This window comes from Blastococcus sp. KM273128 (assembly GCF_021698975.1).
Taxonomy (GTDB): domain Bacteria; phylum Actinomycetota; class Actinomycetes; order Mycobacteriales; family Geodermatophilaceae; genus Blastococcus.
This window is the reverse complement of record NZ_SSXA01000005.1, coordinates 18,921-45,458: the sequence shown is the minus strand read 5'-3', so window position 1 is coordinate 45,458 and position 26,538 is coordinate 18,921. Positions and strand designations below refer to the sequence as shown.

The 26,538-nt window shown below is 75.1% G+C and carries 28 protein-coding genes and 1 pseudogene; 24 read left to right on the top strand and 5 right to left on the bottom strand.

Annotated features, from left to right (window positions below; genetic code table 11):
- Window positions 1-9 precede the first annotated feature (9 nt).
- The 6 genes from hemW to E9529_RS22525 all read left to right on the top strand — a co-directional run bounded on the left by hemW (window position 10) and on the right by E9529_RS22525 (window position 5,485).
- Window positions 10-1,248, top strand: a complete 1,239-nt coding sequence (gene hemW / locus E9529_RS02675; RefSeq protein ID WP_236829560.1) for a radical SAM family heme chaperone HemW — start codon at window positions 10-12, stop codon at window positions 1,246-1,248.
- Window positions 1,249-1,670: 422 nt separating this feature from the next.
- The gene (locus tag E9529_RS02670) at window positions 1,671-1,985 is read left to right on the top strand and encodes a TraR/DksA C4-type zinc finger protein (protein ID WP_236829559.1); all 315 of its coding nucleotides are present in this window, start codon (window positions 1,671-1,673) and stop codon (window positions 1,983-1,985) included.
- A 98-nt stretch (window positions 1,986-2,083) separates the two neighbouring features.
- Complete coding sequence (locus E9529_RS02665; protein WP_236829558.1) at window positions 2,084-3,007, top strand: ABC transporter ATP-binding protein; 924 nt, start codon at window positions 2,084-2,086, stop codon at window positions 3,005-3,007.
- Window positions 3,004-3,750, top strand: a complete 747-nt coding sequence (locus tag E9529_RS02660; RefSeq protein ID WP_236829557.1) for an ABC transporter permease — start codon at window positions 3,004-3,006, stop codon at window positions 3,748-3,750. Before E9529_RS02665 ends, E9529_RS02660 begins: the two co-directional genes overlap by 4 nt.
- Before the next feature lie 20 nt (window positions 3,751-3,770).
- On the top strand, window positions 3,771-4,883 hold the full coding sequence (locus tag E9529_RS02655) for a sensor histidine kinase (protein WP_236829556.1): 1,113 nt from the start codon (window positions 3,771-3,773) through the stop codon (window positions 4,881-4,883).
- A complete protein-coding gene (locus E9529_RS22525; protein ID WP_236829555.1) occupies window positions 4,880-5,485 on the top strand; it encodes a response regulator transcription factor in 606 nt (201 codons plus the stop codon). Before E9529_RS02655 ends, E9529_RS22525 begins: the two co-directional genes overlap by 4 nt.
- A 90-nt stretch (window positions 5,486-5,575) precedes the next feature.
- Here the strand turns inward: E9529_RS22525 and E9529_RS02645 are convergent.
- Window positions 5,576-5,866: pseudogene (locus tag E9529_RS02645) on the bottom strand (type II toxin-antitoxin system VapB family antitoxin); the annotation flags it as partial.
- A gap of 256 nt (window positions 5,867-6,122) precedes the next feature.
- Between E9529_RS02645 and hrcA the strand changes: the two are divergent.
- Genes hrcA through E9529_RS02630 form a run of 3 tightly spaced genes read left to right on the top strand, consistent with a single transcriptional unit; the run spans window position 6,123 to window position 9,045 of the window.
- A complete protein-coding gene (hrcA, locus tag E9529_RS02640) occupies window positions 6,123-7,145 on the top strand; it encodes a heat-inducible transcriptional repressor HrcA (RefSeq protein WP_236829554.1) in 1,023 nt (340 codons plus the stop codon).
- A 16-nt stretch (window positions 7,146-7,161) separates the two neighbouring features.
- A complete protein-coding gene (gene dnaJ / locus E9529_RS02635) occupies window positions 7,162-8,292 on the top strand; it encodes a molecular chaperone DnaJ (RefSeq protein WP_236829553.1) in 1,131 nt (376 codons plus the stop codon).
- 3 nt (window positions 8,293-8,295) lie between these two features.
- On the top strand, window positions 8,296-9,045 hold the full coding sequence (locus tag E9529_RS02630; RefSeq protein WP_236829552.1) for a 16S rRNA (uracil(1498)-N(3))-methyltransferase: 750 nt from the start codon (window positions 8,296-8,298) through the stop codon (window positions 9,043-9,045).
- A 113-nt stretch (window positions 9,046-9,158) separates the two neighbouring features.
- Here E9529_RS02630 and E9529_RS02625 read toward each other — a convergent pair whose 3' ends face one another.
- From E9529_RS02625 to E9529_RS02615, 3 genes are all read right to left on the bottom strand, one after another.
- Window positions 9,159-10,769, bottom strand: coding sequence for an ABC transporter permease (locus tag E9529_RS02625; protein ID WP_236829551.1), 1,611 nt, complete (start codon window positions 10,767-10,769; stop codon window positions 9,159-9,161).
- Window positions 10,766-11,446 carry a phosphonate ABC transporter ATP-binding protein gene (locus E9529_RS02620; protein ID WP_236829550.1) on the bottom strand — a complete coding sequence of 227 codons (681 nt, stop codon included), beginning with the start codon at window positions 11,444-11,446 and terminating at the stop codon, window positions 10,766-10,768. The genes E9529_RS02625 and E9529_RS02620 overlap by 4 nt, the downstream gene beginning before the upstream one ends.
- Window positions 11,447-11,508: 62 nt before the next feature.
- Window positions 11,509-12,468 (bottom strand): putative selenate ABC transporter substrate-binding protein, encoded by a 960-nt coding sequence (locus E9529_RS02615; RefSeq protein ID WP_236829549.1) that lies wholly within the window; start codon window positions 12,466-12,468, stop codon window positions 11,509-11,511.
- 324 nt (window positions 12,469-12,792) lie between these two features.
- Between E9529_RS02615 and E9529_RS02610 the strand changes: the two genes are divergently transcribed.
- The 10 genes from E9529_RS02610 (at window position 12,793) to E9529_RS02565 (ending at window position 22,292) form a co-directional block, all read left to right on the top strand.
- Window positions 12,793-13,965: an ABC transporter substrate-binding protein gene (locus tag E9529_RS02610; RefSeq protein ID WP_236829548.1), complete on the top strand. Its 1,173-nt coding sequence runs from the start codon at window positions 12,793-12,795 to the stop codon at window positions 13,963-13,965.
- 133 nt (window positions 13,966-14,098) lie between these two features.
- On the top strand, window positions 14,099-14,974 hold the full coding sequence (locus tag E9529_RS02605; RefSeq protein ID WP_236829547.1) for a branched-chain amino acid ABC transporter permease: 876 nt from the start codon (window positions 14,099-14,101) through the stop codon (window positions 14,972-14,974).
- Window positions 14,974-16,779, top strand: a complete 1,806-nt coding sequence (locus E9529_RS02600) for an ATP-binding cassette domain-containing protein (protein ID WP_236829546.1) — start codon at window positions 14,974-14,976, stop codon at window positions 16,777-16,779. The genes E9529_RS02605 and E9529_RS02600 overlap by 1 nt, the downstream gene beginning before the upstream one ends.
- Window positions 16,776-17,498 carry an ABC transporter ATP-binding protein gene (locus E9529_RS02595; protein WP_236828771.1) on the top strand — a complete coding sequence of 241 codons (723 nt, stop codon included), beginning with the start codon at window positions 16,776-16,778 and terminating at the stop codon, window positions 17,496-17,498. The genes E9529_RS02600 and E9529_RS02595 overlap by 4 nt, the downstream gene beginning before the upstream one ends.
- A 135-nt stretch (window positions 17,499-17,633) precedes the next feature.
- Entirely contained in the window at window positions 17,634-17,969 is a 336-nt protein-coding gene (locus E9529_RS02590) for a histidine triad nucleotide-binding protein (protein ID WP_374201304.1), read from the top strand.
- A 49-nt stretch (window positions 17,970-18,018) separates the two neighbouring features.
- Window positions 18,019-18,840: an enoyl-CoA hydratase/isomerase family protein gene (locus tag E9529_RS02585; RefSeq protein WP_236829544.1), complete on the top strand. Its 822-nt coding sequence runs from the start codon at window positions 18,019-18,021 to the stop codon at window positions 18,838-18,840.
- A gap of 136 nt (window positions 18,841-18,976) precedes the next feature.
- Window positions 18,977-20,089 (top strand): PhoH family protein, encoded by a 1,113-nt coding sequence (locus E9529_RS02580; protein ID WP_236829543.1) that lies wholly within the window; start codon window positions 18,977-18,979, stop codon window positions 20,087-20,089.
- Window positions 20,090-20,094: 5 nt separating this feature from the next.
- The gene (gene ybeY / locus E9529_RS02575; protein WP_236829542.1) at window positions 20,095-20,598 is read left to right on the top strand and encodes an rRNA maturation RNase YbeY; all 504 of its coding nucleotides are present in this window, start codon (window positions 20,095-20,097) and stop codon (window positions 20,596-20,598) included.
- A complete protein-coding gene (locus E9529_RS02570; RefSeq protein WP_236829541.1) occupies window positions 20,595-21,953 on the top strand; it encodes a hemolysin family protein in 1,359 nt (452 codons plus the stop codon). Before ybeY ends, E9529_RS02570 begins: the two co-directional genes overlap by 4 nt.
- Before the next feature lie 6 nt (window positions 21,954-21,959).
- The gene (locus E9529_RS02565) at window positions 21,960-22,292 is read left to right on the top strand and encodes a cytidine deaminase (protein WP_236829540.1); all 333 of its coding nucleotides are present in this window, start codon (window positions 21,960-21,962) and stop codon (window positions 22,290-22,292) included.
- Here E9529_RS02565 and E9529_RS02560 read toward each other — a convergent pair.
- On the bottom strand, window positions 22,289-22,876 hold the full coding sequence (locus tag E9529_RS02560) for a hypothetical protein (RefSeq protein ID WP_236829539.1): 588 nt from the start codon (window positions 22,874-22,876) through the stop codon (window positions 22,289-22,291). The two genes, E9529_RS02565 and E9529_RS02560, sit on opposite strands and share 4 nt — an antisense overlap.
- A gap of 100 nt (window positions 22,877-22,976) precedes the next feature.
- Between E9529_RS02560 and E9529_RS02555 the strand changes: the two genes are divergently transcribed.
- The 5 genes from E9529_RS02555 to E9529_RS02535 all read left to right on the top strand — a co-directional run bounded on the left by E9529_RS02555 (window position 22,977) and on the right by E9529_RS02535 (window position 26,536).
- Window positions 22,977-23,174, top strand: coding sequence for a hypothetical protein (locus tag E9529_RS02555; protein ID WP_236829538.1), 198 nt, complete (start codon window positions 22,977-22,979; stop codon window positions 23,172-23,174).
- A gap of 63 nt (window positions 23,175-23,237) precedes the next feature.
- Window positions 23,238-24,152: a GTPase Era gene (era, locus tag E9529_RS02550; RefSeq protein WP_236829537.1), complete on the top strand. Its 915-nt coding sequence runs from the start codon at window positions 23,238-23,240 to the stop codon at window positions 24,150-24,152.
- Window position 24,153: 1 nt separating this feature from the next.
- On the top strand, window positions 24,154-24,945 hold the full coding sequence (recO, locus tag E9529_RS02545; RefSeq protein WP_236829536.1) for a DNA repair protein RecO: 792 nt from the start codon (window positions 24,154-24,156) through the stop codon (window positions 24,943-24,945).
- Window positions 24,935-25,699, top strand: a complete 765-nt coding sequence (locus E9529_RS02540) for an isoprenyl transferase (protein WP_236829535.1) — start codon at window positions 24,935-24,937, stop codon at window positions 25,697-25,699. Before recO ends, E9529_RS02540 begins: the two co-directional genes overlap by 11 nt.
- A 75-nt stretch (window positions 25,700-25,774) precedes the next feature.
- Window positions 25,775-26,536, top strand: a complete 762-nt coding sequence (locus E9529_RS02535; RefSeq protein WP_236829534.1) for a hypothetical protein — start codon at window positions 25,775-25,777, stop codon at window positions 26,534-26,536.
- Window positions 26,537-26,538: the final 2 nt, after the last annotated feature.

Below are 26,538 nucleotides of genomic sequence, written 5' to 3'. Positions count from 1 at the left end.
TGGGAGCAGATGAACACCGTCCTGCCGCTGATCGACGACGCCGGCCCGCCGTCCGGCTCGCCCGGCCCCGACCTGCTCCCCCCCGGTGCCCGCGAGGGGCTCGCGACCACGCCGTTCGGCCTCTATGTGCACGTGCCGTTCTGCGCGACCCGCTGCGGCTACTGCGACTTCAACACCTACACCTCCGAGGAGCTCGGGCCCGGCGCCAACCGCGGCGAGTACGCCGGCACCGCGATCGCGGAGCTGCAGCGCGCCGCCCGCACCCTCGGCCCGGAGCTGCCCACCGTCTCCACCGTCTTCGTCGGCGGGGGCACGCCCACGCTGCTGCCCGCGGAGGACCTCGCCGCGGTGCTCGCCGCCGTCCGGGAGCTCTTCCCCGTCGCCGACGACGTCGAGGTGACCACCGAGGCCAACCCGGAGACGGTGTCGCCCGCGTCGCTGGACCGGCTGCGCGCCGCCGGCTTCACCCGCGTGAGCCTCGGCATGCAGTCGGCCGCACCGCACGTGCTCGCCGCCCTGGACCGGCGGCACACCCCAGGCCGCGCGGTCGAGGCGGCGCACGAGGCCCGATCGGCAGGGTTCGAGCACGTCAACCTCGACCTGATCTACGGCACGCCGGGGGAGACCGACGCCGACTGGGCGGCCTCGCTCGACGCCGTCCTCGCCTCGCCGGTCGACCACGTCAGCGCCTACGCGCTCATCGTCGAGGAGGGCACCAAGCTCGCCCGCCGGGTCAAGCGCGGCGAGCTGCCCATGCCCGACGACGACGTGCTGGCCGACCGCTACGAGCAGGCCGACGCGACCCTGCGCCGGGCCGGGTTCGAGTGGTACGAGGTGTCCAACTGGGCCACCTCCGCGGCCGCGCGCTGCCGGCACAACGAGCTGTACTGGGCCAACGCCAACTGGTGGGGGATCGGGCCGGGAGCGCACAGCCACGTCGGCGGGGTGCGCTGGTGGAACGTCAAGCACCCCGCGGCCTACGCCGACCGGCTGGCCCGCGGTGAGAGCCCGGCGCAGGACGCCGAGGTGCTCGACGACGCCGACCGGGCCCTCGAGGCGGTGATGCTCGGGCTGCGCCTGCGCGCCGGGCTGCCGCTGACCGCGCTCACCGCCGGCGGGCGCGTCCGGGCGGCGGCTGCGGTCGCCGGCGGGCTGCTCGAGCCCGGTGCGCACGCCGCGGGGCGCGCCGTGCTGACCGACCGCGGCCGGCTGCTCGCCGACGCGGTCGTCCGCGACCTCACCGATTGAGGACCCCGTCCTCCTCATCCCTCGCAGGCTCGGGACGAGCCTCGGGACGGGGCCTCGGGACAGGGCCGATGGCGGCTGCCGGGGAACCGGTCACCCGAAAGGGTGCTATGCGAGACGCGATCGTCGGTTATGGTGCCCGTTCCGGCAACGAGGCCGGGTGGCACGGAGGGGGGCGTCGGTGTCCGCACCAGCAGCGCACCCCTCCGTGCACCCGCCCTTCACCCTGACCGGCGGCGCCCGGCTCGCTCTCGCGATGAACCGCCGCGCCCGTGGCCTCCGGGGCCTCGACGTCCTGCGCCGCAGCCAGGACCGCGCCCCGCCGCGTCGCTCCTGACCCGCCCGCCGGGTCACGACCACCAGCCCCGACGCGCCACCGACCGGTGACCGCGTCATCCTGCGTTCCCCTCGAAGGAGATCCACGCATGTCCGCCAGCATCGACAGCCCGACCGCCGCCCCGGCCGACCGCTTCCGCCTCCTCCTGGAGGGCCAGCGCGCCGAGGCCGTCCAGCAGCGCGAGGAGGCGCTCGTCGAGTGCGCCACCTCGGTGCCCGACCCGGTCGCCCAGCGCCGCAGCGCCGACCTGCAGCGCACCATCGAGGAGATCGACGCCGCGCTCGCCCGCATCGACGAGGGCACCTACGGCCGCTGCACCGGGTGCGGCACCGCCATCCCCGAGGAGCGGCTGGAGCTGCGCCCGTTCGCGCGCACCTGCGTCGCCTGCACCGCCGCCGCCTGAGCCTCGTCGTCGTCGCCGGCCGCACCTGACGGATGTCAGACGCGGCCGGCGACGTCCGGCACTACTCCGGCCGCCCGCCCGCGCGGCAGGCTCGTCCCATGCCTCCCGCACCCGCCCTCGAGATCCGCGGGCTCACCGTCCGCTACGGCGACGCGGTCGCCGTCGACTCCCTCGACCTCACCATCCCGCGCGGCCAGACCGTCGCCCTGCTCGGGCCGAACGGAGCCGGCAAGTCGACGACGGTGAACGCCGTCCTCGGCCTGCTCAACCCCTCGGCCGGGGAGGTGCGCGTGCTCGGCCGCACCCCACGGGACGCGGTCCGCGCCGGGAGCATCGGCGCGATGCTGCAGCACGGCGGCCTGCCCACGGAGACCCGCGTCGGCGAGGTGCTGGACCTGGTCCGGCGGAGCTTCGGGCGGGCCGCGGGGGAGGGCACCTGGCCGCAGGCCGACCTGGTCACCACCGCGGGCATCGACGGCCTGCTCGACCGGCCGGTGGAGGCGCTCTCCGGCGGGCAGCGCCAGCGCGTGCTGCTGGCGCTGGCGCTCGTCGGCGCCCCGCCGCTGCTGCTCCTGGACGAGCCGACCTCCGCCATGGACGTCGAGGCCCGCCGCGCCTTCTGGACGACGATGCGCGGCCTGGCCGGGCGCGGGCACACCGTCGTCTTCGCCACCCACCACCTCGACGAGGCCGACGCCGTCGCCGACCGGGTGGTGGTCGTGGCCGGTGGCCGCGTCGTCGCCGACGGGACCGCGGCCGAGATCAAGTCCGGCGTCGGCGGGCGCACCGTCTCCTTCACCGCCGCCCCCGGGCAGCGGTTCGAGGGCGTCCCGGGCGTCACGGCGGTGACCTGGCAGGGCGGCACCGTCCGGTTGGCGACGACGGATGCCGACGCCACCCTGCGCGCCCTGCTCGCCGACGGCGGGCTGCCCGACCTCGAGGTGCGCGGCGCCTCCCTCGAGGACGCCGTCCTCTCCCTCCTCCCCGCCCGCCGGCAGACCACGATCGGAGCGACCCGGTGAACCCGCTCTTCGCCTTCCAGCTGCGCCGGGTGGCGCGCAACAAGCAGTTCGTCTTCTTCACCGTGCTGCTGCCGGCGCTGTTCACGATCTTCCTGACGAAGATCATCGGCGGGCAGATGCCGGGGGTGGCCGAGCGTCAGGAGGTCTCGGCGTCGATCATGGTCTCGATGATGGCGTACGGAGCCATCGGCGCCTCCCTGGGCGCGACCATCCGCATCTCGTTCGACCGCGCCTCGGGGTGGCTGCGCCAGCTCCGCGTCACGCCCGTGCCGCAGACGCAGGTGTTCGCCGTCGACGTCGTCGTCGGGGTGCTGCTGGCGCTGCCGAGCCTGCTGGTGGTCGCGTTCGTCGGGCGGTTCGTCAACGGGGTGCAGCTGCCCGCCGGCACCTGGCTGGCGCTGCTGGCGGTGCTCTGGGCCGGGTCGGCGGCGTTCGTGGCGCTGGGGCTGCTGGTCGGGCTGGCGCTGGACGAGAAGGCCGCCGGAGGTGCGATCGGCATCCTGGGCGTCGTGCTGGCGGCCCTCGGCGGGCTGTGGTGGCCCGTGGAGATTCTGCCCGAGGCGATGCGCGGGCTGGCCTACACGCTGCCGTCCTACTGGTACGCCGAGCTGGGCCGCGGCGTGGCGGCCGGGGGCTGGCCCGCGGCGGGGGCGGTCCTGGCGATGGCCGGCTTCACCGCCGCCTTCGGGCTGATCGCGGTCTCCGTCGCCCGGGAGCGGCCGCTGCACGCGGTCGCGGGCTGAGCCCGGTTACCGTGCGCCCCGTGGGTCTCCCGAACCGCTGGCAGCGCCTGGGCTGGGCCGTGCCCTGGCTGCTGTTCCAGGTCTTCCCGGTCGCCGACCTGGTCAGCACGCCGAGGCCGCTGCCGGTGCAGCTCGTGGCGGCCGCGGGGCTGGTCGCCTTCACCGTCGTCTACCTCGGCATCTTCGGGGACGCCTTCGGCGAGCGCCGCGACTGGCCCCGGGTGCCGCTGGCGGTCGTCGCCGTCATCGGTGTCGGGCTGGCGGTCTGGCTGGGCCCCGCCTGGGCCGGGTTGATGATCTACGTCTCCGCCGCGGCCTCGGTGGCCCTGCCGCAGCGGTGGGTCTGGCCGGCGGTCCTCGGGGCCGGCGCCGTCTGCGCCGGGGTGCTGGCCGCGCACGGCGTCCTCGGCGAGGTCTTCATCCTGCCGGTGATGTGCGTGCTCACCGCGTTCGCGCTCCGCGGCATGCGGCAGCTGATCTCGGTGAACAACGAGCTGGTGGAGGCCCGGGAGGAGCTGGCGCGCAACGCCGTGGCCGAGGAGCGGCTGCGCTTCGCCCGCGACCTGCACGACCTGCTCGGGCACAGCCTGTCCCTGATCGCGCTCAAGAGCGAGCTGGCCGGCCGGCTCGCCGAGCGCGACCCCGCCCGAGCCCGCCAGGAGATGGCCGACGTCGAGGCCGCGGCGCGGCGGGCGCTCGCCGAGGTGCGCGACGCGGTCAGCGGCTACCGCCAGGTGAACCTCGCCCAGGCGCTGGCCGAGGCGCGGTCCGCGCTGTCGGCGGCCGGCATCGCGCTCCGGGCGCCGGCGCCCGGGCGGTCGCTGCCCGGGCCGGTCGACGCCGTGCTCGGCTGGGTCGTGCGCGAGGCGACCACCAACGTGCTGCGGCACAGCGGGGCGCGGTCGGTGACGGTGACCCTGCGGACCGGCGACGACGCCGTCGAGCTGACCGTCGCCGACGACGGTCGCGGCGGGGACGCCCCGGCCGGCGCCGGGCTGTGCGGGCTCGCCGAGCGTCTCGCCGCGGTGGGGGGCCGGCTGGACCACGGCGCGGACGCCGGTTCCGGCTTCCGGCTCACCGCGTCGGTGCCGCTGACCAGCCCGGTCGCCGCTTCGCCGGTGACGGCGTCGTGATCCGGGTGCTCATCGCCGAGGACCAGACGATGGTCCGCGGGGCGTTGCGGGCGCTGCTGGAGCTCGAGGACGACATCGAGGTGGTGGCCGAGGTGGGGCGGGGGGACGCCGTGGTGGCGGCCGCCGTCGAGCACCGTCCCGACGTGGCGCTGCTGGACATCGAGATGCCCGGTGCCGACGGCCTGACCGCGGCCCGGGAGCTCGCCACGGCGCTGCCCGGGTGCCGCGCGGTCATCCTCACCACCTTCGGGCGGCCGGGCTTCCTGCGCCGGGCCATGGAGGTCGGCGCCGCCGGGTTCCTGGTCAAGGACGCCCCGGTGAGCGAGCTCGCCCAGGGCATCCGGGCCGTCATGGCGGGGGAGCGGATCATCGACCGCGACCTCGCCGCCGCCGCGCTGGCGATCGGCGCGACGCCGCTGTCGTCGCGGGAGGCGGACGTGCTGCGGGCCGCGGCCGACGGCGCGACCGTGGCCGACATCGCGGGCCGGCTGTTCCTCTCCGAGGGGACGGTGCGCAACTACCTCTCCTCGGCGATCGGCAAGACCGGCGCCCGCACCCGGGTGGAGGCGGCCCGCGTCGCGGAGGAGAAGGGCTGGCTGTAGCCGTCAGCGGCCGCGCGGGCCGGGGACCGGGGGCTGCGCGGGCAGGGAGGCGGTGCTCGGGCCCTCGGGTGCCCGCACCGGGGCGAGCGCGTCCAGGTCCAGCACACGCACGTGGATGACGTTGCGCTGCTGCAGCGCCGCGCGCAGCGCCCGGTGCAGCCCGTCCTCCAGGTAGAGCTCGCCGTGCCACTGCACCGCGTGCGGGAAGAGGTCGCCGTAGAAGGTCGAGTCGTCGGCGAGCAGCGCGTCCAGGGCCAGTTCGCGCTTGGTGGTGGTCAGCGTGTCCAGCCGGACCTGGCGCGGCGGGATCATCGCCCAGTCGCGTGGGGAGAGCCCGTGGTCGGGATAGGGGCGGCCGTTGCGCACGCCTTTGAAGATCAGGGGACCGACCTCCCGCTCTCCGCCCCGGCCAGGGGCACCGACCACCCCCAGCCTAGCCGCCGGCACCGGACCGCGCCCCGCTCCGGCCGGTCCCTCCGCGGGCCCGCGAGCGCCGGTGGGGGACGACGTCCTAGGCGTATGCTGGCCTGGCACTCTGTCCGTGCGAGTGCCAGGCCGGGCGTGGCCCGGGACCGGTGGTGGTCCCGCGCCCCGGTGGTGCGGCACGGCACGTCGACCGGTACGGGGAGGTGTCACCGTGGCGCACGACGAACGCCGCCTGGAGGTCCTCCGGGCCATCGTCCAGGACTTCGTCTCCACCAACGACCCGGTGGGCAGCAAGGCCCTCGCCGAGCGGCACGACCTCGGCGTCTCGCCGGCGACGATCCGCAACGACATGGCGGTGCTGGAGGAGCAGGGCTACATCACCCAGCCGCACACCAGCGCCGGCCGGGTGCCCACCGACAAGGGCTACCGGCTCTTCGTCGACCGGCTCTCGGCGGTGAAGCCGCTGTCGGCCGCGGAGCGCCGGGCGATCGAGCGCTTCCTCGACGGCGCCGTCGACCTGCACGACGTGCTCGGCCGCACCGTGCGGCTGCTCGCCCAGCTGACCCGCCAGGTGGCGGTCGTCCAGTACCCGGCGCTGTCGCGCAGCGCCGTCCGTCACCTCGAGGTCGTGCAGGTGGCGGTCGGCCGGCTGCTGCTGGTGCTGATCACCGACACCGGGCGGGTGGAGCAGCGGGTCGTCGACTGCCCGCCCGACGTCGACGCCACCGCCGTCCCCGAGCTGCGGGCGCTGCTGAACGCCGCGTTCGCCGGGGTGAAGCTCGCCGAGGCCGGCGACAAGGTGCCCGTCCTGCTGGAGACGGCGCCGCTGCACCTGCGGGGGCTGGTCGCCGCCGTCAGCGCCACGCTCGTCGAGACCCTCGTCGAGCCGAGCGAGGACCGGCTGGTCATCGGCGGGACGGCGAACCTCGCCCGTGGCGGCGGCACCGACTTCTCCGGCACGCTGCGGCCGCTGCTGGAGGCGCTCGAGGAGCAGGTCGTCGTCCTGCGCCTGATGAGCGAGGTCGACGCCGGCACCGTGCTGGTCCGCATCGGCGAGGAGAACGCGCACGAGGCGCTGACGGGGGCCTCGCTGGTCACCGTCGGGTACGGCTCCGGCGACCGGGCGCTCGGCGGCCTCGGCGTCGTGGGGCCGACGCGCATGGACTACCCAGGGAACATGGCCGCGGTGCGAGCCGTGGCCCGCTACGTCGGCCACCTGCTGGCCGAGAGCTGAGGACGAGACACCTTCGATGGCGACCGACTACTACGGCGTGCTGGGCCTCGCCCAGGGCGCGACCGACCAGGACATCAAGCGCGCCTACCGGCGGCTGGCCCGCGACCTCCACCCCGACGTCAACCCCGATCCGGAGGCCAAGGAGCGCTTCCAGGAGGTCACCCGCGCCTACGAGGCGCTGACCGACCCGGAGAAGCGCCGGATCGTCGACCTCGGCGGTGACCCCTTCGACGCGGGGGCGGGGGGTGCCGGTGGCTTCGGCGGCGCCGGCTTCGGCGGCCTGGGCGACATCATGGACGCCTTCTTCGGCGGGGCGGCCACCCGCGGGCCGCGCAGCCGCACGCGGGCCGGGCGGGACGCGCTCATCCCGGTGGAGCTGGAGCTCGACGAGAGCGTCTTCGGCACCACCAAGGACCTCACCGTCGACACCGCCGTCCTCTGCGACGCCTGCACCGGGGCCGGCACCGCGCCCGGCACCCACCCGGCGACCTGCGGCACCTGCTCCGGGCGCGGCGAGGTGCAGAGCGTGCAGCGCGGCTTCCTCGGCCAGGTCGTGTCCAGCCGCCCCTGCCCGACCTGCTCGGGCACCGGCCAGGTCATCCCGCAGCCGTGCCCGAAGTGCGGCGGCGACGGTCGCGTGCGGGCCCGCCGCACCCTGTCGGTCAAGGTGCCGGCCGGCGTGGAGGACGGGATGCGCATCCGGCTCACCGGCCAGGGCGAGGTCGGCCCCGGCGGCGGGCCGGCCGGCGACCTGTACGTGGAGGTGCACGAGCGCCCGCACGAGGTGTTCACCCGCGACGGCGAGGACCTGCACTGCCGGGTCACCCTGCCGATGACTGCCGCGGCGCTGGGCACGACGCTCAACCTCAAGACGCTCGACGGCGAGGAGGAGCTCGACATCCGCCCGGGCACCCAGTCGGGCAGCGTGCTCACCCTGCGCGCGCACGGGGCGCCGCGGCTGCGGGCCACGGGCCGCGGGGACCTGCTGGTGCACGTCGAGGTGCAGACGCCGACCCGGCTCGACGGCGAGCAGGAGAAGCTGCTGCGCGAGCTGGCCGCGCTGCGGGGCGAGGACCAGCCCGGCGCCGACCGCGAGGCGCAGGGCGGCCTGTTCTCCCGGGTCCGCGATGCGTTCCACGGGCGCTGACCGGTGACCGAGGCCCCCGAGCTCGACGGCGCCCCGCTGTTCCTGCTCGACGAGCTGCCCGACGGCGAGGAGCTCCTCGTCGCGGGACAGGAGGGCCGGCACGCCGTCGACGTGCTGCGGCTGCAACCCGGCGAGCGGGTGCGCGTGGGGGACGGCGCCGGGGCGGTCGCCGCGGGTGAGGTCGTCGACGCGGGGCCCGCGGGCCTGCGCGTCGCCGTCCGGGACCGGTTCGAGGTGCCCGCGCCCGATCCGGAGTTCGTGCTCGTCCAGGCGCTGCCCAAGGGGGACCGGGGCCCGCTCGCGGTGGACCTGGCCACCGAGCTCGGCGTCGACCGGATCGTGCCGTGGCAGGCCGCCCGCTGCGTGACCCGCTGGCGCGACGACCGGGTCGGCAAGGGCGTCGCCAAGTGGCGGGCGGCGGCCCGGGCGGCGAGCAAGCAGTCCCGCCGGCCGCGGCTGCCCGAGGTCACCGAGCCCATGAGCACCCGCGAGGTCGCCGGCATGCTCGCCGAGGCCGACCTCGCCGTCGTCCTGCACGAGCAGGCCCGGCGGCCGCTGGCCGGCCTGGCGGTGCCCGCGTCGGGGACCGTGGTGGTCGTCGTCGGCCCGGAGGGCGGGCTCTCCGACGGCGAGGTGGTCGCGTTCCGCGCGGCCGGGGCCGAGGCGGTCCGGCTGGGCCCCGAGGTGCTGCGCACCTCCACGGCCGGTGCGGCCGCGCTCGCCGCCCTCTCCGCCCGCACCCGCTGGGGGTAGAGAGCACGGTTCACCGTGGCGTGGGGCCGGAGGGTTCCCGGCGCGGTGGACGGACGCACTCGTCGCAGCTGGGGACGGCACGTGGTCGTGGTGCGGCCCGGAGGGGCGCGGTGTCATCGCAGGGCGGCGCGGGCGCGGGCTCCCACCAGGTCGACGGCGACGGTGAGCAGCACGATCGCGACCAGCACGGTGGTGACCGCCGGCCAGTCGAACGACGACGTCGCCGCCGAGAGCAGGACGCCGATCCCGCCGGCGCCGAGCAGGCCGACCAGCACCGTGTCCCGCACGACCACCTCCCACCGGTACAGCGCCAGCGCCAGCACCGGGCCGGCCAGCGCGGGCACGCTGCCGTACAGCCACCGGGCGGCAGGTGGCGCACCAGCGGCCCGTAGCGCCTCGCCGGGGCGCCGGTCGGCCTCCTCGACCGCCTCGCCGACCAGCCGCCCCAGCACACCGAGGGTGTAGACGCCGAGCGCGAGGGCCCCGGGCAGCACTCCGGGGAGCAGCACGAACAGGAGCACCAGCGCCCACACCGGTGGGGGGACGGCGCGCAGCAGGAGCAGCCCGACGCGGGTGAGCACCCCGAGCGCGGCGCGCCCGGGACCGGCCGGGCGCCCCGGCCGCGCCGCGAGCCCGGCCAGCGCGACCGCCCCCGTCGTCGCGAACGCCACCGCCAGCACCGACATCCGCACCGTCTCCACCGACGCCGCCCACACCGCCGCGAGCAGGTCGCCGTCGGTCGCCGGGGGCCACGCGGCCGAGGCGACCCAGGCGACCTGCTCGCGGGTGCGCTCGGAGACCAGGGCGGCGGGGGATAGCGCCAGGTACCAGACCGCCCAGCCGGTCAGCGCAAGGACCGCCAGCACGGCACCGGTGAGCACCGGGTCGCGCTGCGGCCCGGGTCGCGGTGCGGCGACGCGGCGGCGCACCGCCCGGCCGGCGACGTCGGCGACCAGGCACAGCAGCGCCAGCGCGTAGACCGTCGTCCACACCTGCTCCCAGCGCAGCGAGGTGAAGGAGAGCGCGAGCTGGTAGCCCAGCCCGCCGGCGCCGACCAGGCCGAGGACGACGGCGGAGCGCACCGCGCACTCCAGCCGGTAGAAGGAGTAGGAGAGCAGCCCGCCCGCGGCCGCGGGGAGCAGGCCGTAGAGCGCCGCCGTCCCGCGGCCGGCCCCGGCGGCGAGCAGTGCCCGGTACGCCCCGCGCGGCACCTCGTCCAGCAGGTCCGCGAAGACCTTGGCGGTGATCGCCCCGTAGGGCACGGCGATCGCCAGCACCCCGACCCACGGGTCCAGGCCCAGCACGTTCACGAGCAGCAGGCCCCACACCGCCTCGTGCAGGCCGCGCGGCAGCGCCAGCCCGCCGCGGGTGAGCAGCCAGCCGGTGCGCCGCCGTCCCCACGTCGTGCGGGACGCCGGGACCGCACCCAGCGCACCGATCAGCACGGCCAGCCCGGCGCCGAGCACGGCGTAGGCGACGGTCACCAGGGTCGAGCCCGCGACGACGCCGAGGAACTCCGCGCCCAGCTCCGGCCGGACGGCGGCGCCGAGGAAGCGGCCGACCTGCCCGGTGCCGGCCGGGTTCAGCACCGGCCCGGTGAACAGGCCGCTGCCGGCCAGCGCCCAGCCCACGAGCGCGAGGGCGCCCAGCCCCCAGGCCCACCGCCGGCGGTCGCGGCGCAGCCGCGGAGCCGGCGGCGCGGGCCGCTCCAGGACGGCGGTCACCGGCTCACCCCGTAGAAGCCCTCCAGCTCCGCCACAGTGAGGGCGTGGGCCGGGGCGTCCAGCGCCACCCGCCCGTCCACCAGCCCGACGACCCGGTCGCAGTGCCGCAGCGCCAGCGCCGGGTCGTGCAGGCAGGCCAGCAGCGCGCCGCCGCGCCCGGTCGCCAGCTCGCCGAGCAGGGCGAGCGCCGTGTCGGCCAGCGCCGGGTCCAGCGCCGACGCCGGCTCGTCGGCCAGCACGAGCTCGGGCCGCTGCACCAGCAGCCGGGCCAGGGCCACCCGCTGCCGCTGACCACCGGAGAGCCGGTCGGTGCGCTCGTACGCCCGGTCGGCCAGCCCGACGCGGGCCAGCGCACCCAGCACGTCGCCGGTGCCCTGCGGCCGGACCAGCGACCACGCGGCGCGGGCGGCCGACCAGGAGGCCAGCCGCCCCGCGTTGACGTTGTGCACCACGCGCAGCTGCCCGGCCAGCTCCAGGTGCTGGTGGACCGTGCCCGTGCGCGCCCGCAGCCGGCGCAGCTCCCGGCCGCGCAGGGTCGCCGGGTCGTGGCCGAGCACCCGCACCGATCCGGCCGTCGGCGGCACCGAGCCGTTGAGCACCCCGAGCAGCGTCGACTTGCCCGCACCCGAGGCGCCGACGACGGCGACCCGCTCGCCCGCGGCCACCGCGAGGTCCACCCCGGCGAGGGCGGCGGTGCCGCCGAAGCGGACCTCGACACCGGTGAGCCGGACGGCCTCGCTCAGCTGACCAGCCCGAGGTCGCGGCCGATCTCCTCGATCTGCCGGTAGTTCGCCGCCTCGGTCGGGATGAAGGAACCCGCGCCGAACAGCTCGAGCACCGCGGCGTCGTCCGGGTCGTCGGCGGACAGCCCGGTGAACCAGCCGGTGAGCCGCCCGGCCAGGTCGTCGCCGAAGCGCTCGACGGCGCCGGGGCCGAGCAGCCAGTGGTAGTCGTGGTACGCCGGGGTGCGGGCGTAGGCGGTCACCGCGGGGTCCACCTCGCCGTCCTCCGACCGCGACCGCCACACCTGCTCGTTGAGCACGCCGGCCTGGTACGTCCCCGAGGCGACGAGGGCGATCGTGGCGTCGTGCGAGCCGGAGAAGCCGGGCCCGCCGGGGAAGCCCCCGGGATCCACGCCGGCCTCGCGCAGGTAGTAGGCGGGCATGAGGCGGCCGGAGGTGGAGGTCTCGCTGCCGTAGGTGAACCGGAGACCGGCCAGCGGGCGCAGGTCGTCGGCCGGCGCGAGCCCGGTGGCGGTGTTGACGACGAAGACCGAGTGGAACTCCTCGTCGATGTCGCGCTGGGCGATCGGGACGGCGCCGCGGGTCTGCAACCGGGCCTGGACACCGGTGAGCCCGCCGAACCAGACGAGGTCCAGGTCACCGGTGCGGAACAGCGAGACGGCGGCGGCGTAGTCGGTCACCGGCCGGTACTCGGTCTCCAGGTCGAGGGCGGCGGCGAGGGAGGCGGCCACCGTGCGGAACTGCCGCTGCAGGACCTCGGGGTCCTGGTCGGGGATGGCGCCGATGCGCAGCGGGCCGGGGGAGCCGGGTGCGGCGGTCGAGGTGCCGGAGCAGCCGGCGAGCACGGCGGCGACGGCGGCACCGGTGCCGGCCAGCAGGGTGCGGCGGGAGAGATGCGGGAGGAGGACGGATCCGGAGGCGGGGCCGCCCGACCGGGCGGCGCGAGCGGGACGCACTACGTCCTCGCCGGGGTGGGGGGTACGGGCATCGGGGACCTCCGGGAGGGGGAGAGGGGACGGCCCATCCTGCACCCGGCGTCATCGGCCCAGCTCCCCGAGCCGCCGACGCGCAGCTCGCCGAGTTCCGGACGGTCACGTTCTGGGCACGCTTGCGCAGCCCCTGCCGGAGGTGCGCCGGTAGGTGCCTACTGTGACCCCCGTAACCAGCCGACCGGCTCCGGTCGGCCCACGACGCCCGGTGCCCCGGACGGGCCCGTCCGCCAGTGTCGCGCGGCCGCCTCCTCGCGGTCGGCCGGTCGTCGTTCTCGACAAGGGAGAGACATGCGCACCAAGCTCCACACCGTCGCCGCGGCCGGCGCCGCGGCCCTCCTCCTCGCGTCCTGCGGCTCCGGTGAGTCCGGCGGCGGGGAGTCCGCCGCCGGGCTCACCGGCGAGGGCAGCGGGGAGTCGTGCACCATCGAGGGCGAGGTGCCCCTCGGCGCGGTGCTCAGCCTGACCGGTGCTGCGGCCAGCTACGGCGAGTCGCAGCAGCGCGGCCTGGAGCTCGCCGCCTCGGAGCTGGCCGAGCAGGGCGGCGTCACCTACGACCTGACGATCGAGGACGACCAGACCGACCCCCGTCAGGCGATCACGCTCTTCGACGAGTTCGTCAACGACGGCGTGAGCCTGATCATCGGGCCCACGCTGTCCAACGCCGCCGTCCAGGCGGACCCGATCGCCCAGGAGGCCGGCGTGCCGGTGCTGGGCATCTCCAACACGGCCGAGGGGGTGACCGAGATCGGCGACTACATCTTCCGCGACTCCCTCACCGAGCAGGCGGTCATCCCCCAGACGATCGAGGCCGCCACCGAGCAGTTCGGCCTCGAGGACGTCGTGGTCATGTACAGCAACGACGACGCGTTCACCGAGTCCGGCTACGAGGCGTTCGCCGACGCGCTGGAGGACCAGGGCGTGACGATCAGCGAGACGATCACCTTCTCCAAGTCCGACACCGACTTCCGCGCCCTGCTGACCCAGGCGCAGGAGAACGAGCCGGACGCGCTCGTCGTCTCGGCGCTGATCGAGGCCGCGGTGCCGCTGGTGACCCAGGCGCGCGAGCTCGGCATCGACGTGCCCATCATCGGCGGCAACGGGTTCAACAACCCGCGGCTGATGGCCGACGCGGGCGAGGCGGCTGAAGGTGTCGTCGTCGGCGCCGCCTGGAACTCCGCCTCCGACAACCCGGAGAACCAGGCGTTCCTCCAGGCCTACGAGGCCGAGTACGGCTCGCAGCCCGACCAGTTCGCCGCCCAGGCCTACACCGGGCTCAAGCTCGTCGACCAGGCCGTGCGCGCCAACTGCTCCGCCGAGCGGGACAGCATCCAGGAGGCGCTGGGGCAGATCGAGGACGTGCCCACCGTCCTCGGCGAGTTCTCCATCGACGAGAACCGGGACGCCGACCACCCGGCTGTCGTCCAGGTCGTCGAGAACGGCCAGTTCGCCGTCCTGCAGTGACCCCTCGCGTGGCGCCGGCCGGCTGACGGGCCGGCGCCACGCCGGGACTCCGCCGGGGCCCGGTCCTCGGACCGGGCCCCGGCCACGTGTCGGCTACCGTGCCCCGGCACCCACGACGAGAACAGGCAACGCTGTGCAGCAGCTCCTCAACGGCATCTTCATCGGCTCCATCTACGCGTTGTTCGCCATCGGCTTCACGCTGGTGTTCGGCATCCTCGACCGGCTGAACCTCGCCCACCCCGCGGTCTTCGCCGCCTCCGCCTTCGTCGGCATCGAGCTGGTCGAGCGCGGCGGGCTGTCCCTCTGGGCCGCGCTGCCGGTCGTGTTCGTCTTCGGCGCCGTCCTGGGGCTGGTCATCGAGCGCGTGGCGTTCCGGCCGCTCAAGAACCGGGCCGACGCGCACTTCGCCGGGCTGATCTCCTCGATCGCGCTGGCCGGCATGCTCATCGCGGTGCTGCAGTGGCGCTACGGCCCCGACACCCGCCGCTTCCCGCCCGGCTCGTTCCCGGACACCCGGTTCGAGGTGTTCGGCGCCCAGGTGACCCTGGTGCAGGTGGTGATCCTCGCCGTCTCCCTCGCCCTGATGGTGGGCCTGACCTACATGGTCACCCGGACCCGGCTCGGCCGCGGGATGCGCGCGGTCGCGGAGAACCCGACGGCGGCGCGGGTGCTCGGGGTGAACGTCGACCGGGTCACCGCGGTCACCTTCGCGATCTCCTCGGCGCTCGGCGCGGTCGCCGGCGTGCTCTTCGCGATCAACGTGAACACCGCCCAGCTGGGCATGGGCGCCGCGATCGAGCTCAAGGGCCTGGCCGTGATCATCGTCGGCGGCATGGGCTCGCTGCCCGGCGCGCTCATCGGGGGGCTGCTGCTCGGCCTGGCCGAGGTGTTCGCCGTGCAGCACATCGGCTCGTCCTGGGTGAACGTCATCGCGTTCGGCCTGCTGTTCGTGATCCTGCTGCTGCGCCCGCAGGGGCTGCTCGGCGCGCGGAAGGTCCGGGAGGTCTGATGCTGGGCCAGTACGCCACCACGCTGACCTTCATCGCGCTGGGCGCGATCTTCGCCTACTCCTTCTACGCCGTCCTGATCGCCGGGCAGCTCAGCCTCGGCCAGGCCGGCTTCGCCGCTCTGGCGGCGTTCTCCGGGGCCTACCTGGCACCCGCCCCGGCCGACGTCGGCGACGTCCCCTCGCTGCTGATCGCCGTCGCCATCGGCATGTCCGTCGGTGCTCTCGGCGCTGTCGTCCTCGGCCTGCCGACGATGCACCTGCGCGGGGTATTCCTCGCCATCGCGACCCTCGGCTTCGCCGAGGCGGTGCGCGTGGTGCTGCTCAACCAGGAGTGGACCGGCGGGGCGCAGGGGCTCGGCGTGCCGCGGGTCCTCACCGTCGGCATGGCCTGGACGGCGCTCGCGCTGGTCGCCTACTGGTTCTGGCGGATGGGGCGGTCCCGGTACGGGCGCGCGCTCGAGGCCATCCGCGAGGACGAGCTCGCCGCACGGTCCATGGGCATCGATGTGGGGCGCCACCGGCTGTCGGCGTTCATCACCGCGGGTGCCGTCGCGGGGCTGTACGGCGTCCTCTACGCCTACTACGTGCGGCTGATCGCACCGAACGACTTCGACTTCGTGGCGGCAGTCGAGGGTCTGGTCACGGCGGTGGTCGGCGGCTCCACGATGTTCCTGGGGCCGCTGCTGGGCAGCGGGTTCCAGACGATCGTCCCGGAGATCCAGCGGGCGGTCGGGGTCGAGGCCGGCTGGATCAGGCCGTTCCTCGCCAGCTTGCTGCTGCTGGTCGTCATCCTCTTCCTGCCGGGTGGCCTGGCGAGCCTCATCCCGCGCCGCACGCGCATGCCGTCCGGTCCCGCCGACGACGACGCGACCGGGCTCGCCGGCCGCCGCCACCCGGAAGCCGGCCAACCGGTGGTCACCCTGTCCGGGCTGGGCAAGGAGTACGGCGGCGTGCACGCCGTGCGGGGGGTGGACCTGGAGATCCGGGCCGGCGAGGTCGTCGGCCTGATCGGTCCCAACGGAGCAGGCAAGACCACGCTGGTCAACATGATCAGCGGGCTGGTGCCGCCGAGCTCGGGCAGCGCCACGGTCCTCGGGACGACGGTCGGGAGCACCCCGGTCCACCGCATCGCGGCGGCCGGGGTCAGCCGGACGTTCCAGCACTCCAAGCTGTTCAACCGGTTGTCCGCCCTGGAGAACGTCCTGGTCGGCGCCCACCTGGTCAGCCGTCCGACGTTCCTGCGGCGGCTCTTCTGGCTGCCCTCGGCGCGCCGGGACGAACAGGCCGCGCTGCGGCAGGCGGCCCGCTGCCTGGAGCGCGTCGGGCTCAGCGAGCTCGCCGCCAACCGGGCCGAATCGCTCTCCTACGGGGACCAGCGCAGGCTCGAGATCGCCCGTGCGCTGGCCTCGGACCCGTCGCTGCTGATCCTCGACGAGCCGGCGGCCGGGATGAACCACGTCGAGGCGGCGCGGCTGTCCGAGCTCATCCGCTCGCTGGCGCGGGACGGGCTCACCATCTTGTTCATCGAGCACAACGTCGGCATGGTGCTCCAGACCTGCACCCGGGTCGTGGTCCTCAACTTCGGTGAGGTCATCGCCAGCGGGGTGCCGGACGAGGTGGCGGCGGACCCGGCGGTCATCGAGGCCTACCTCGGGTCGGCGGAGGAGGACGCGGACGGCACCGGGGCCCGCGCCGGCGCGACCGCCGCCGGGGCCGGCGACGCGCCCCCCGACGCCGTCGCGAATCTGCGCCCTGGCGCCTCCGGCACCCTGGACACCCCCGACGCGACGAGGGATGCGACATGAGCGACCCCATCCTCACCGTGGAGGACCTGCGGGTGACCTACGGACGGGTCGAGGCGGTGCGGGGTGTCTCCTTCAGCGCCGCTGAGGGCTCGCTGGTGGCGCTGGTCGGCGCGAACGGGGCGGGCAAGTCCTCGGTCATCAACGCCGTCTCCGGCATCCTGCGGCCGGCCGGCGGGCGGATCACGTTCGAGGGCCAGGACATCACCCGCACCCCCGCCCACAAGCTGGTGGGACGCGGGCTGGTGCAGGTGCCCGAGGGCCGGCAGATCCTCGCCACGCTGACGATCGAGGAGAACCTCCAGCTGGGCACGTGGCACTCGGGGGCCGACGGTGCGCGGTCGGTCGACGCCATGTACGACCGGTTCCCGGTGCTGGGCGAGCGGCGGGCGCTGCCGGCGGGCGCGCTCTCGGGTGGCGAGCAGCAGATGCTGGCCATCGCCCGCGCGCTGGTCGCCGGGCCGAAGGTCATGCTCATGGACGAGCCGTCGATGGGGCTGGCCCCCAAGATCGTCGACGAGGTCTTCCGCGTCATCGAGGAGATCCGCGCATCCGGCACCACGGTCGTGCTCGTGGAGCAGAACGCCCGGCGGGCCCTGCGCGCGGCCGACCACGGGTACGTGCTGCAGAGCGGGGAGGTCGTGCACTCCGGTCCGGCGGCCGAGCTGCTCGCCGACGAGCGCATCGTGCAGGCCTACCTGGGCGTCGAGAGCGGCACCTGAAGCCCCCCGCCGCGAGCGCAGTGGCGAGGAGCTGGAACGGCCTCCGTGCAGGGACCCGCCGCGAGCGCAGCGAGTGGTGGGGGGCACGGAGGTCCTTCTAGGGTGCGGGTCGTGACCGACTGCCTCTTCTGCCGCATGGTCGCCGGTGAGATCCCCGCCGACGTCGTCCACGAGACCGACCGGGTGCTCGCCTTCCGCGACATCAACCCCCAGGCGCCGACGCACGTGCTGGTGATCCCGAAGGAGCACCACCGCAACATCGGCGCGCTGGCGACGGCGGACCCGGGGCTGCTCGGCGAGGTGGTGGCCGGGGCGCACGCCGTCGCGTCCGGCGAGGGCCTGGTCACCGGTGACGGCAACGAGCCGGGCTACCGCGTCGTCACCAACACCGGGCCGCAGGCCGGCCAGTCGGTGGACCACGTCCACCTGCACGTGCTCGGCGGCCGCGACCTCGGCTGGCCGCCGGGCTGACCGGCGGGGTCGTGCTGCCCGGCTGGGCGGGGCTTGAGAGGGTGGGCGCATGACCGACGCCGCAGCCCCTGTCCGGATCGAGCGGGACGGCGACGTCGCCGTCGTCGTGCTGGACAACCCGCCTCTCAACCTCTTCGACGCGGCGGTGTTCGACGCGATCGAGCAGGTGGCCGGCGAGCTGGTGGAGCTGACCGACCCGGCGCGGGCCGACCGGGCGCGCGCGGTGCTCGTCGAGGCCCGCGGCAAGGTGGTCTCCGGCGGGGTCGACGTCACCTACTTCCGCGACATCGCCGAGGGCCCGGAGCCGGCCCGGCGCGGCGGCGAGCTGTGGGCCCGGCTGCTGCGGGTGGCCAACGCGTTCGAGGACCTCCCGGTGCCCACGGTCTTCGCCGCGCACGGGCTCTGCCTGACCGCCGCCTTCGAGCTGGCGCTGTCCTGCGACATCCTGCTGGCCGCCGAGAAGGCATCGTTCGGGCTCGTGGAGATCGTCGTGGGCCTCACCCCGTCGATGGGCGGCCCCCAGCGGCTGGCCGAGCGGGCCGGGCCCGCCCGCGCCAAGGAGCTGATCTACACCGGCGAGCGGTACCCGGCCGCCGTCCTGGAGCGGTGGAACGTGGTGAACCGGGTGCTGCCCGACGAGGGCTTCGCCGAGGCGGCGCGGGCGTACGCGCACCGGGTCGCCGCCGGGCCGACCGTGGCGCACGCGGCCACCAAGCGACTGGCGACCGTCGCCGTCCGCGAGGGCGCCCGCGCGGCGGACGCGCTGGTGCCGGAGGTCTCCGGCCCGCTGTTCGCCACCGACGACCTCCGCGGCGCGGTCGCGTCCTTCCTGGCCGACGGGCCGGGCAAGGCCACCTACACCGGGCGCTGACCCCATCGGGCGACCCAGGTTCCGGGTGGCCACGCGCGGGTAGAGTCGTGCGGGTCATCGGTGCGGGTCCCCGCACCTCGCCGTCGCAGGAAGGCAGGGTCGAGGGTTCTTGCCCGACACCTCCCCGAACGTCCCCGTGCCAGGCGCGCCCACGTCGCGTGAGGCCTCGGCACAGGCCGCCGCGGCGGACGGCACGCTCGCCGCTCCGCCCATCCCCTCCACCACGCCCGTCCGGGCCACCATCACCGTCCCCGACGGGGTCTCCATGGTCGCCCTCCTCGGCTCGGGCGACGAGCTGCTCCGGCTGGTGGAGGGCGAGCTCGACGCCGACGTCCACGTGCGCGGCAACGAGATCGCCGTCACCGGGCAGCCGGCCGACAACGCCTTCGCCGTCCGCGTCTTCGACGAGCTGATCGCGCTGCTGGGCACCGGCCAGGTGCTGCGCCCGGACTCGGTGCGCCGGGTCATCGGCATGCTCAAGGCGGGGGGCGCCGAGCGCCCGGCCGACGTGCTGAGCCTGGACATCATCAGCCGGCGCGGCCGCACCATCCGGCCCAAGACGCTGAACCAGAAGCGCTACGTCGACGCCATCGACCAGCACACCGTCGTCTTCGGCATCGGCCCGGCCGGTACCGGCAAGACCTACCTGGCGATGGCCAAGGCGGTGCAGGCGCTCACCACCAAGCAGGTCAACCGGATCATCCTGACCCGGCCGGCGGTCGAGGCGGGGGAGCGGCTGGGTTACCTGCCCGGCACCCTCTCCGAGAAGATCGACCCCTACCTGCGGCCGCTGTACGACGCGCTGCACGACATGGTCGACCCGGAGTCGATCCCGCGGCTGATGCAGTCGGGCACCATCGAGGTCGCGCCGCTGGCCTACATGCGCGGAAGGACCCTGAACGACGCGTTCGTCATCCTCGACGAGGCCCAGAACACCACGGCCGAGCAGATGAAGATGTTCCTCACCCGGCTCGGTTTCGGCTCGAAGATCGTCGTCACCGGTGACGTCACGCAGGTCGACCTGCCCGGCGGCGCGCAGAGCGGGCTGAAGATCGTCCGCGAGATCCTCGACGGCATCGAGGACGTGCACTTCGCCAACCTGACCAGCGGCGACGTCGTCCGCCACCGGCTGGTCGGCGACATCGTCGACGCCTACGAGCGCTGGGACGCCACCCGCCAGGCGCCCACCACCCGATCGGCCGCCGGTGCGCCGGCCCGCACCGCCCGGCCGCGCCGGCAGGGGAGCTGACCACCGTGCCCGTCGAGGTGTCCAACGAGTCCGAGATCGCCGTGGACGAGGCCGAGCTGGCCGGCGTCTGCCGCTTCGTGCTCGGCGAGATGAAGATCAACCCGATGGCCGAGCTCTCCGTGCTCTGCGTCGACCCCGACTACATGAGCAGCCTGCACGAGCGGTGGATGGGCGAGAAGGGCCCCACCGACGTGCTGGCCTTCCCCATGGACGAGTTCGACAGCGGCCGGCCCGACGACCCCGAGCCCGGGCCCGCCCTGCTCGGCGACATCGTGCTGTGCCCCGCCGTCGCCGTCCGGCAGGCGCGCGCCGCCGGGCACTCGATGGACGACGAGCTGGTGCTGCTGGCGACCCACGGCGTGCTGCACCTCCTGGGCTACGACCACATGGAGCCCGACGAGGAGAAGGAGATGTTCGGTCTCCAGTCCAAGCTCATCGACGCCTGGCGCGCCGCTCCCCGCGAGCCGGTGACCGGTGCGCCGGTGGTCAAGGAGACCGGGTCCCGATGACAGCCGGCGCGATCACCAGCCTGGTGGTCGCCATCTGCCTCATCCCCCTCGCCGGCCTGTTCGGCGCGATGGAGGCCGCCCTCCAGCGGGTCTCGAAGGCGCGCGTGGAGGAGCTCCGCCGCGACGGCGTCAAGCGGGCGGCGGGGCTGGAAGAGGTCGTCGCCGAGCGGGCGCGGCACGTCTCGCTGCTCCTGCTGCTGCGGATCCTCTGCGAGATGGTCGCCGCGGTCATCGTGGCGCTGCTCTTCTTCGACCTCTGGGACAGCACGCTGCAGGCGGTGCTGGCGGCCGCGGGCGTCATGACCGTGGTCAGCTACGTGCTCGTGGGCGTCGGCCCGCGCACCCTGGGCCGGCAGCACGCGTACGGCACGGCGCTGGCGACGGCGGGGGTCGTCCGGCTGCTGGGTCGCGTGCTGGGCCCCGTGGCGACCCTGCTGATCCTGGTCGGCAACGCCATCACCCCCGGCCGCGGTTTCCGCGACGGCCCCTTCTCCTCCGAGGTGGAGCTGCGCGAGCTGGTCGACATGGCCGAGGAGCGCGGCGTCGTCGAGTCCGGCGAGCGCAACATGATCCACTCGGTGTTCGAGCTGGGCGACACCATCGCTCGCGAGGTCATGGTCCCGCGGACCGACGTCGTCTGGATCGAGCGCACCAAGACCGTCCGCCAGGCGCTGGCCCTGGCGCTGCGCAGCGGGTTCAGCCGCATCCCGGTGATCGGCGAGAACGTGGACGACGTCGTCGGCGTCGTCTACCTCAAGGACCTGGTCCGTCGCTCCCAGAACACCCAGGACCGCAACGGGCCCAGGGTCGAGGAGCTGATGCGCCCGCCGACGTTCGTCCCCGAGTCCAAGCCGGTCGACGAGCTGCTGCGGGACATGCAGGCGCAGCGCATCCACATCGCGATCGTCGTGGACGAGTACGGCGGGTTCGCCGGCCTGGTCACCATCGAGGACATCCTCGAGGAGATCGTCGGCGAGATCGCCGACGAGCACGACGCCTTCCAGCGGCCGGAGATCGAGCAGCTCGAGGACGGCTCGGCGCGGGTCATCGCCCGGCTGCCCGTGCAGGACCTCGCCCAGCTGTTCCCCGGCGTCGAGCTGCCCGAGGACGACGACGTCGAGACCGTCGGCGGCCTGCTCGCCCGCGAGCTGGGGCGGGTGCCGATCGAGGGCGCCTCGGCCGACGTCGCCGGGCTGCGCCTGGTCGCCGAGAGCACCGGCGGGCGGCGCAACCGGATCGACACCATGCTCGTCTGCCGGCTGCCCGAGCCGTCGGAGGACGACGAGGAGCCCACCGACGAGCCGCAGGCGTCGGGGGCCACCCGTGCGGAGCTGCCCGCCGGCGTGGAAAGCTGAGCCACCGTGGCCGATCTGCACCCCGAGGACGCGAAGCTCGTCACCCTCGCCCGCTCCGCGCGCGCCCGCACCGGCGCCACCGAGGGCGCCGCGGTGCGCGACACCGACGGGCGCACCTACGTCGCGGCCAGCGTGGCGCTGCCGTCGCTGACCCTCACCGCCCTGCAGGCCGCCGTCGCCGCGGCCGTCTCGAGCGGGGTGGAGGGGCTGGAGGCCGCCGTCGTCGTCTCCGCGGCCGAGGCGGTGGAGCCCGCCGGGCTGGCCGCCGTCCGCGACCTCACGGCCGGCGCGCCCGTGCACCTGGCCGGGCCCGACGGCAGCCTGCGCGCCTCCGCCTAGCGCGTCAGCGGCACGCCCAGGGCCTCGGCGAACGCCGCCGGGTCCCGCACCCAGACGGTGAGTGCCTCCTCACCGTCCTCGGCCAGGTGCCGGACGGCGACCCGCCTACGCCCGGGCCACCACCCGCCACGCCGGTCGGCCGCGGGCCAGCCGGCCGGGGCGGGGCCGGCGTGCACCTCGTGGACGAGCGCGGAGGGGATGACGTCGGCGGGGTCGGTCCGGCCGCCGGCCACGTCGAAGGAGAGCCCGTGGTCGGAGACGGTGACCCGGCGGGTGTTCAGCACGTACACCGCGACCCCCGCGACGAGCGCCAGCGGCAGCTCCTCGCGGACCGCCGCCGCGCCGGCGAGCCAGCCGAAGAGCCCCAGCCACAGGACCACGACGAGCACCGCCACCCCGGCCGCGAACGGGCCGCCGGGCCGGTACTGCCAGTAGCGCAGCGGGGCGGGGACGGCGGTCGCCGTCCGCTTGGGGCCCCAGCCGGCGATGAAGCGGTGCCCGCGCACCTGCTCGACGTGCGACCGCCGGGCGCGGTCCGTCGCCGCGCGGGGCGGCCGCGCCCTGTTGCGCTGTCGTCCGGCCACGGGACCCATCCTCCCAGGACGGCGGCCGCTGGCAGGAACGCTGCGGACACCGGCATGCCTGCCACTTCCGCGCAGGGGTGGCGCCGGGGATCGTCGAGCCGTGACGACGCTGCTCTTCCTCCTGCTGGCGGTCCTGGTGCTGCGGGCGCTGGCCGGACCGGCCGCCCGGCGGGGGACGCCGGCGTCGTCCTGGTCGGAGGCCGGGCGCCGGCTGGTCCGCGACGTGCTGACCGGCGCCCGGGCGCTCGCCCGGCTCGACGGCGGGCGGCGCGACCGGATCGGCCGCCCCTGGTCCTGACGCCGGCCGTGCCGCCACCGCCGGGGCGCGGGCTTGTCGGCCACCGGTGGGAGACTGACCGGTGTGACCGACCCTGACCAGCCCTACCGCAGTGGCTTCGTCGCCCTGGTCGGGCGCCCCAACGCCGGCAAGACCACGCTGACCAACGCGATGGTCGGCGAGAAGGTCGGCATCGTCAGCAACCGGCCGCAGACCACCCGGCACGCCATCCGCGGCGTCGTCCACCGGCCCGGCGGGCAGGTCGTGCTGGTCGACACCCCGGGGCTGCACAAGCCCAAGTCGCTGCTGGGCCGCCGGCTCAACGACGTCGTGCGCGACACGCTGGCCGACGTCGACGTCGTCGTGCTCTGCGTCCCGGCCGACCAGCCCGTCGGCACCGGTGACCGCTTCATCGCCCGCCAGCTGCGGGAGGTGAAGGCGCCGGTGGTCGTCGTCGTCACCAAGACCGACGCCGCCTCGAAGAAGCAGGTCGCCGAGCAGCTCGTGGCGGCCAGCCAGCTGGTCGACGCCGCCGAGGTGGTGCCGGTCAGCGCGGTCAAGGGCGACCAGGTGGAGCTGCTGGAGGACCTGCTGGTCGGGCTGCTGCCGGAGGGGCCGCCGCTCTACCCGGAGGAGCAGACCACCGACGAGGACACCGAGCGGCAGCTGGCCGAGCTGGTGCGCGAGGCGGCGCTGGAGAAGGTGTTCCAGGAGGTCCCGCACTCCCTGGCGGTCACCATCGAGGAGGTCAACCGCCGTCCCGACCCCAAGCGCGCCGGGCGCGAGCTGGTCGAGGTGCACGCGCTGCTGCACTGCGAGCGGCCCAGCCAGAAGCCGATGCTGCTGGGCAGGGGCGGGGCGATCATCAAGGCGATCGGCACCGAGGCGCGCCAGGGCATGGAGGCGCTGCTGGACGCCCGGGTGCACCTGGAGCTGCACGTCACCGTGCTCGGGGAGTGGCAGGACGACCCGAAGAAGCTCAACCGGCTCGGTTACTGACGTGAGCGCGCACACGCCCAAGGCGCTCTACCGGGACGAGGGCATCGTCCTGCGCACCCAGAAGCTCGGTGAGGCCGACCGGATCATCACCGTGCTCACCCGCCGCCACGGCAAGGTGCGCGCGGTGGCCAAGGGCGTGCGCCGGACCAAGAGCAAGTTCGGCGCCCGGCTCGAGCCCTTCACCCACGTCGACGTGCAGTTCTACACGGGGCGCAACCTCGACATCGTGAGCCAGGTGGAGTCGATCCGCGCCTACGGCCAGGAGATCGTCGCCGACTACCCGGCCTACACCGCGGGCACCGCCGTCCTGGAGACCGCCGACCGGCTCACCGCCGAGGAGAAGGAGCCCTCGCTGCGGCTGTTCCTCCTCGTCGTCGGCGCGCTGCGGGCGCTGGGGGAGCGGGCGCACCCCGCGCCGCTGGTGCTCGACGCCTTCCTGCTGCGGGCGATGTCGGTGGCCGGCTGGGAGCCCGCGCTGGCCGACTGCGCCCGCTGCGGCGAGGCCGGCCCGCACCGGCACTTCTCCGTGCCCGCCGGCGGCACCGTCTGCCCGGCCTGCCGCCCGACCGGCTCCGCGATGCCCAGCCCCGTCACCATCGAGCTGCTCGACGCGCTGCTGACCGGCGACTGGTCCCGCGCCGAGGCGAGCCAGGGCACCAACCGGCGGGAGGGCAGCGGGCTGGTCGCCGCGCTGCTGCAGTGGCACCTGGAGCGCGGGCTGCGCTCGCTGCCGCTGGTGGACCGCACCGAGTCGGCGCCGCGCCGGGAGATGAGCCTGCTGCATGAGGCGTGAGGTCAAGGCCCCGAACCCGCACCCGTCCGGCGCCCGGCCGCCGCAGCTGCCGAAGGACAAGGTGCCCCGGCACATCGCGCTGGTCATGGACGGCAACGGCCGCTGGGCCAAGCAGCGCGGGCTGCCCCGCACCGCCGGGCACGAGGCGGGGGAGTCCTCGCTGTTCGACTGCGTCGAGGGCGCCATCGAGCTGGGTGTCAAGGCGATCAGCGCGTACGCCTTCTCCACGGAGAACTGGCGGCGCAGCCCCGAGGAGGTGCGCTTCCTCATGGGCTTCAACCGCGACGTGATCCGCCGCCGCCGCGACGAGATGCACGAGCTGGGGGTCCGGGTCCGCTGGGCGGGGCGTCGGCCGCGGCTGTGGCGCAGCGTCATCAAGGAGCTCGAGATCGCCGAGGAGCTCACCCGCGACAACGACGTCCTCACCCTCACCATGTGCGTCAACTACGGGGGGCGGGCGGAGATCGCCGACGCCGCGGCCGCGATCGCCCGGGAGGTCGCCGCGGGGCGGCTGAACCCGGACAAGGTCGACGAGGCCACGGTCGCCCGTTTCCTGGACGAGCCGGACATGGAGGACGTCGACCTCTTCGTGCGCAGCTCGGGGGAGAACCGGACCAGCAACTTCCTGCTCTGGCAGTCCGCCTACGCAGAGTTCGTCTTCCTCGACACGCTCTGGCCCGACTTCGACCGCCGGCACCTGTGGGCGGCGTGCGAGGAGTTCGCGTCGCGGCAGCGCCGCTTCGGTTCCGCCTGAGGCCGACGGGACGTAGGTTTCCGCTCATCCGGGGGGAACCGGTTCCACGAGGTACCGAGCAGAAGAGCGACCGCCATGACGCAGCCACCTTCGGGGAGCCACCGCGCCGGCCCCCCGGACCCGGACGGGCAGGAGGGCCCGGCAGGCGAAGCGCGCGGGTGGGCCGCGTCGGGCGCACCGTTCCCGGCCGCCCCGGTCGGCCCGCCGCCGTTCGGCCCGCCCGGGTACGGCGGGGGGCCGGGGGCGCCCCCTCGGCGCCCGCGGAAGCGGACGCTGCTGCCCTGGCTGATCGGCGCCGCCGTCCTGCTGATCGCCGGGCTGGGCACCCTGCTGCTCGTCCTGCTGGACGGGGATGCGGGGGACCAGCGCGGCGCCGGCCGGGGCGCCGTCCTGACCAGCGAGCTGGAGCAGCCGGCCCGCTCCTCGACGTCGCCGGTGGGTGGCACCGGCGAGCTGCCGGGCGGCGCGCGGGTGGGCGGACCCGTGCTCGCGGACGAGGGGCGGTACCCGGGCTCGGCCGGCGTCGCGCTGGCCTGGGTCGAGGCGATGGGCCAGGGCGACTTCCGGACGGCCTACGACCTCTCCTGCCCCGAGGTGCAGGAGGCGGCGGCCGCGGTCTCGACGGCGGACGAGGACCCGGCGCAGGTGCTGGGCGTTTACTTCCGCAGCGACACCCTGGGCGGGCAGGGCTTCACCGGAGGCACCTTCGACGGGATCGAGCACCAGGCGCAGTCCGCGACCGACGTCGCCTCCTTCACCCTGGAGCTCGACGACGGCGAGCCGTTCCTGCTGCTGGTGCACGTCGACGAGACCGGTGCGGTCTGCGACTTCTACTGAGC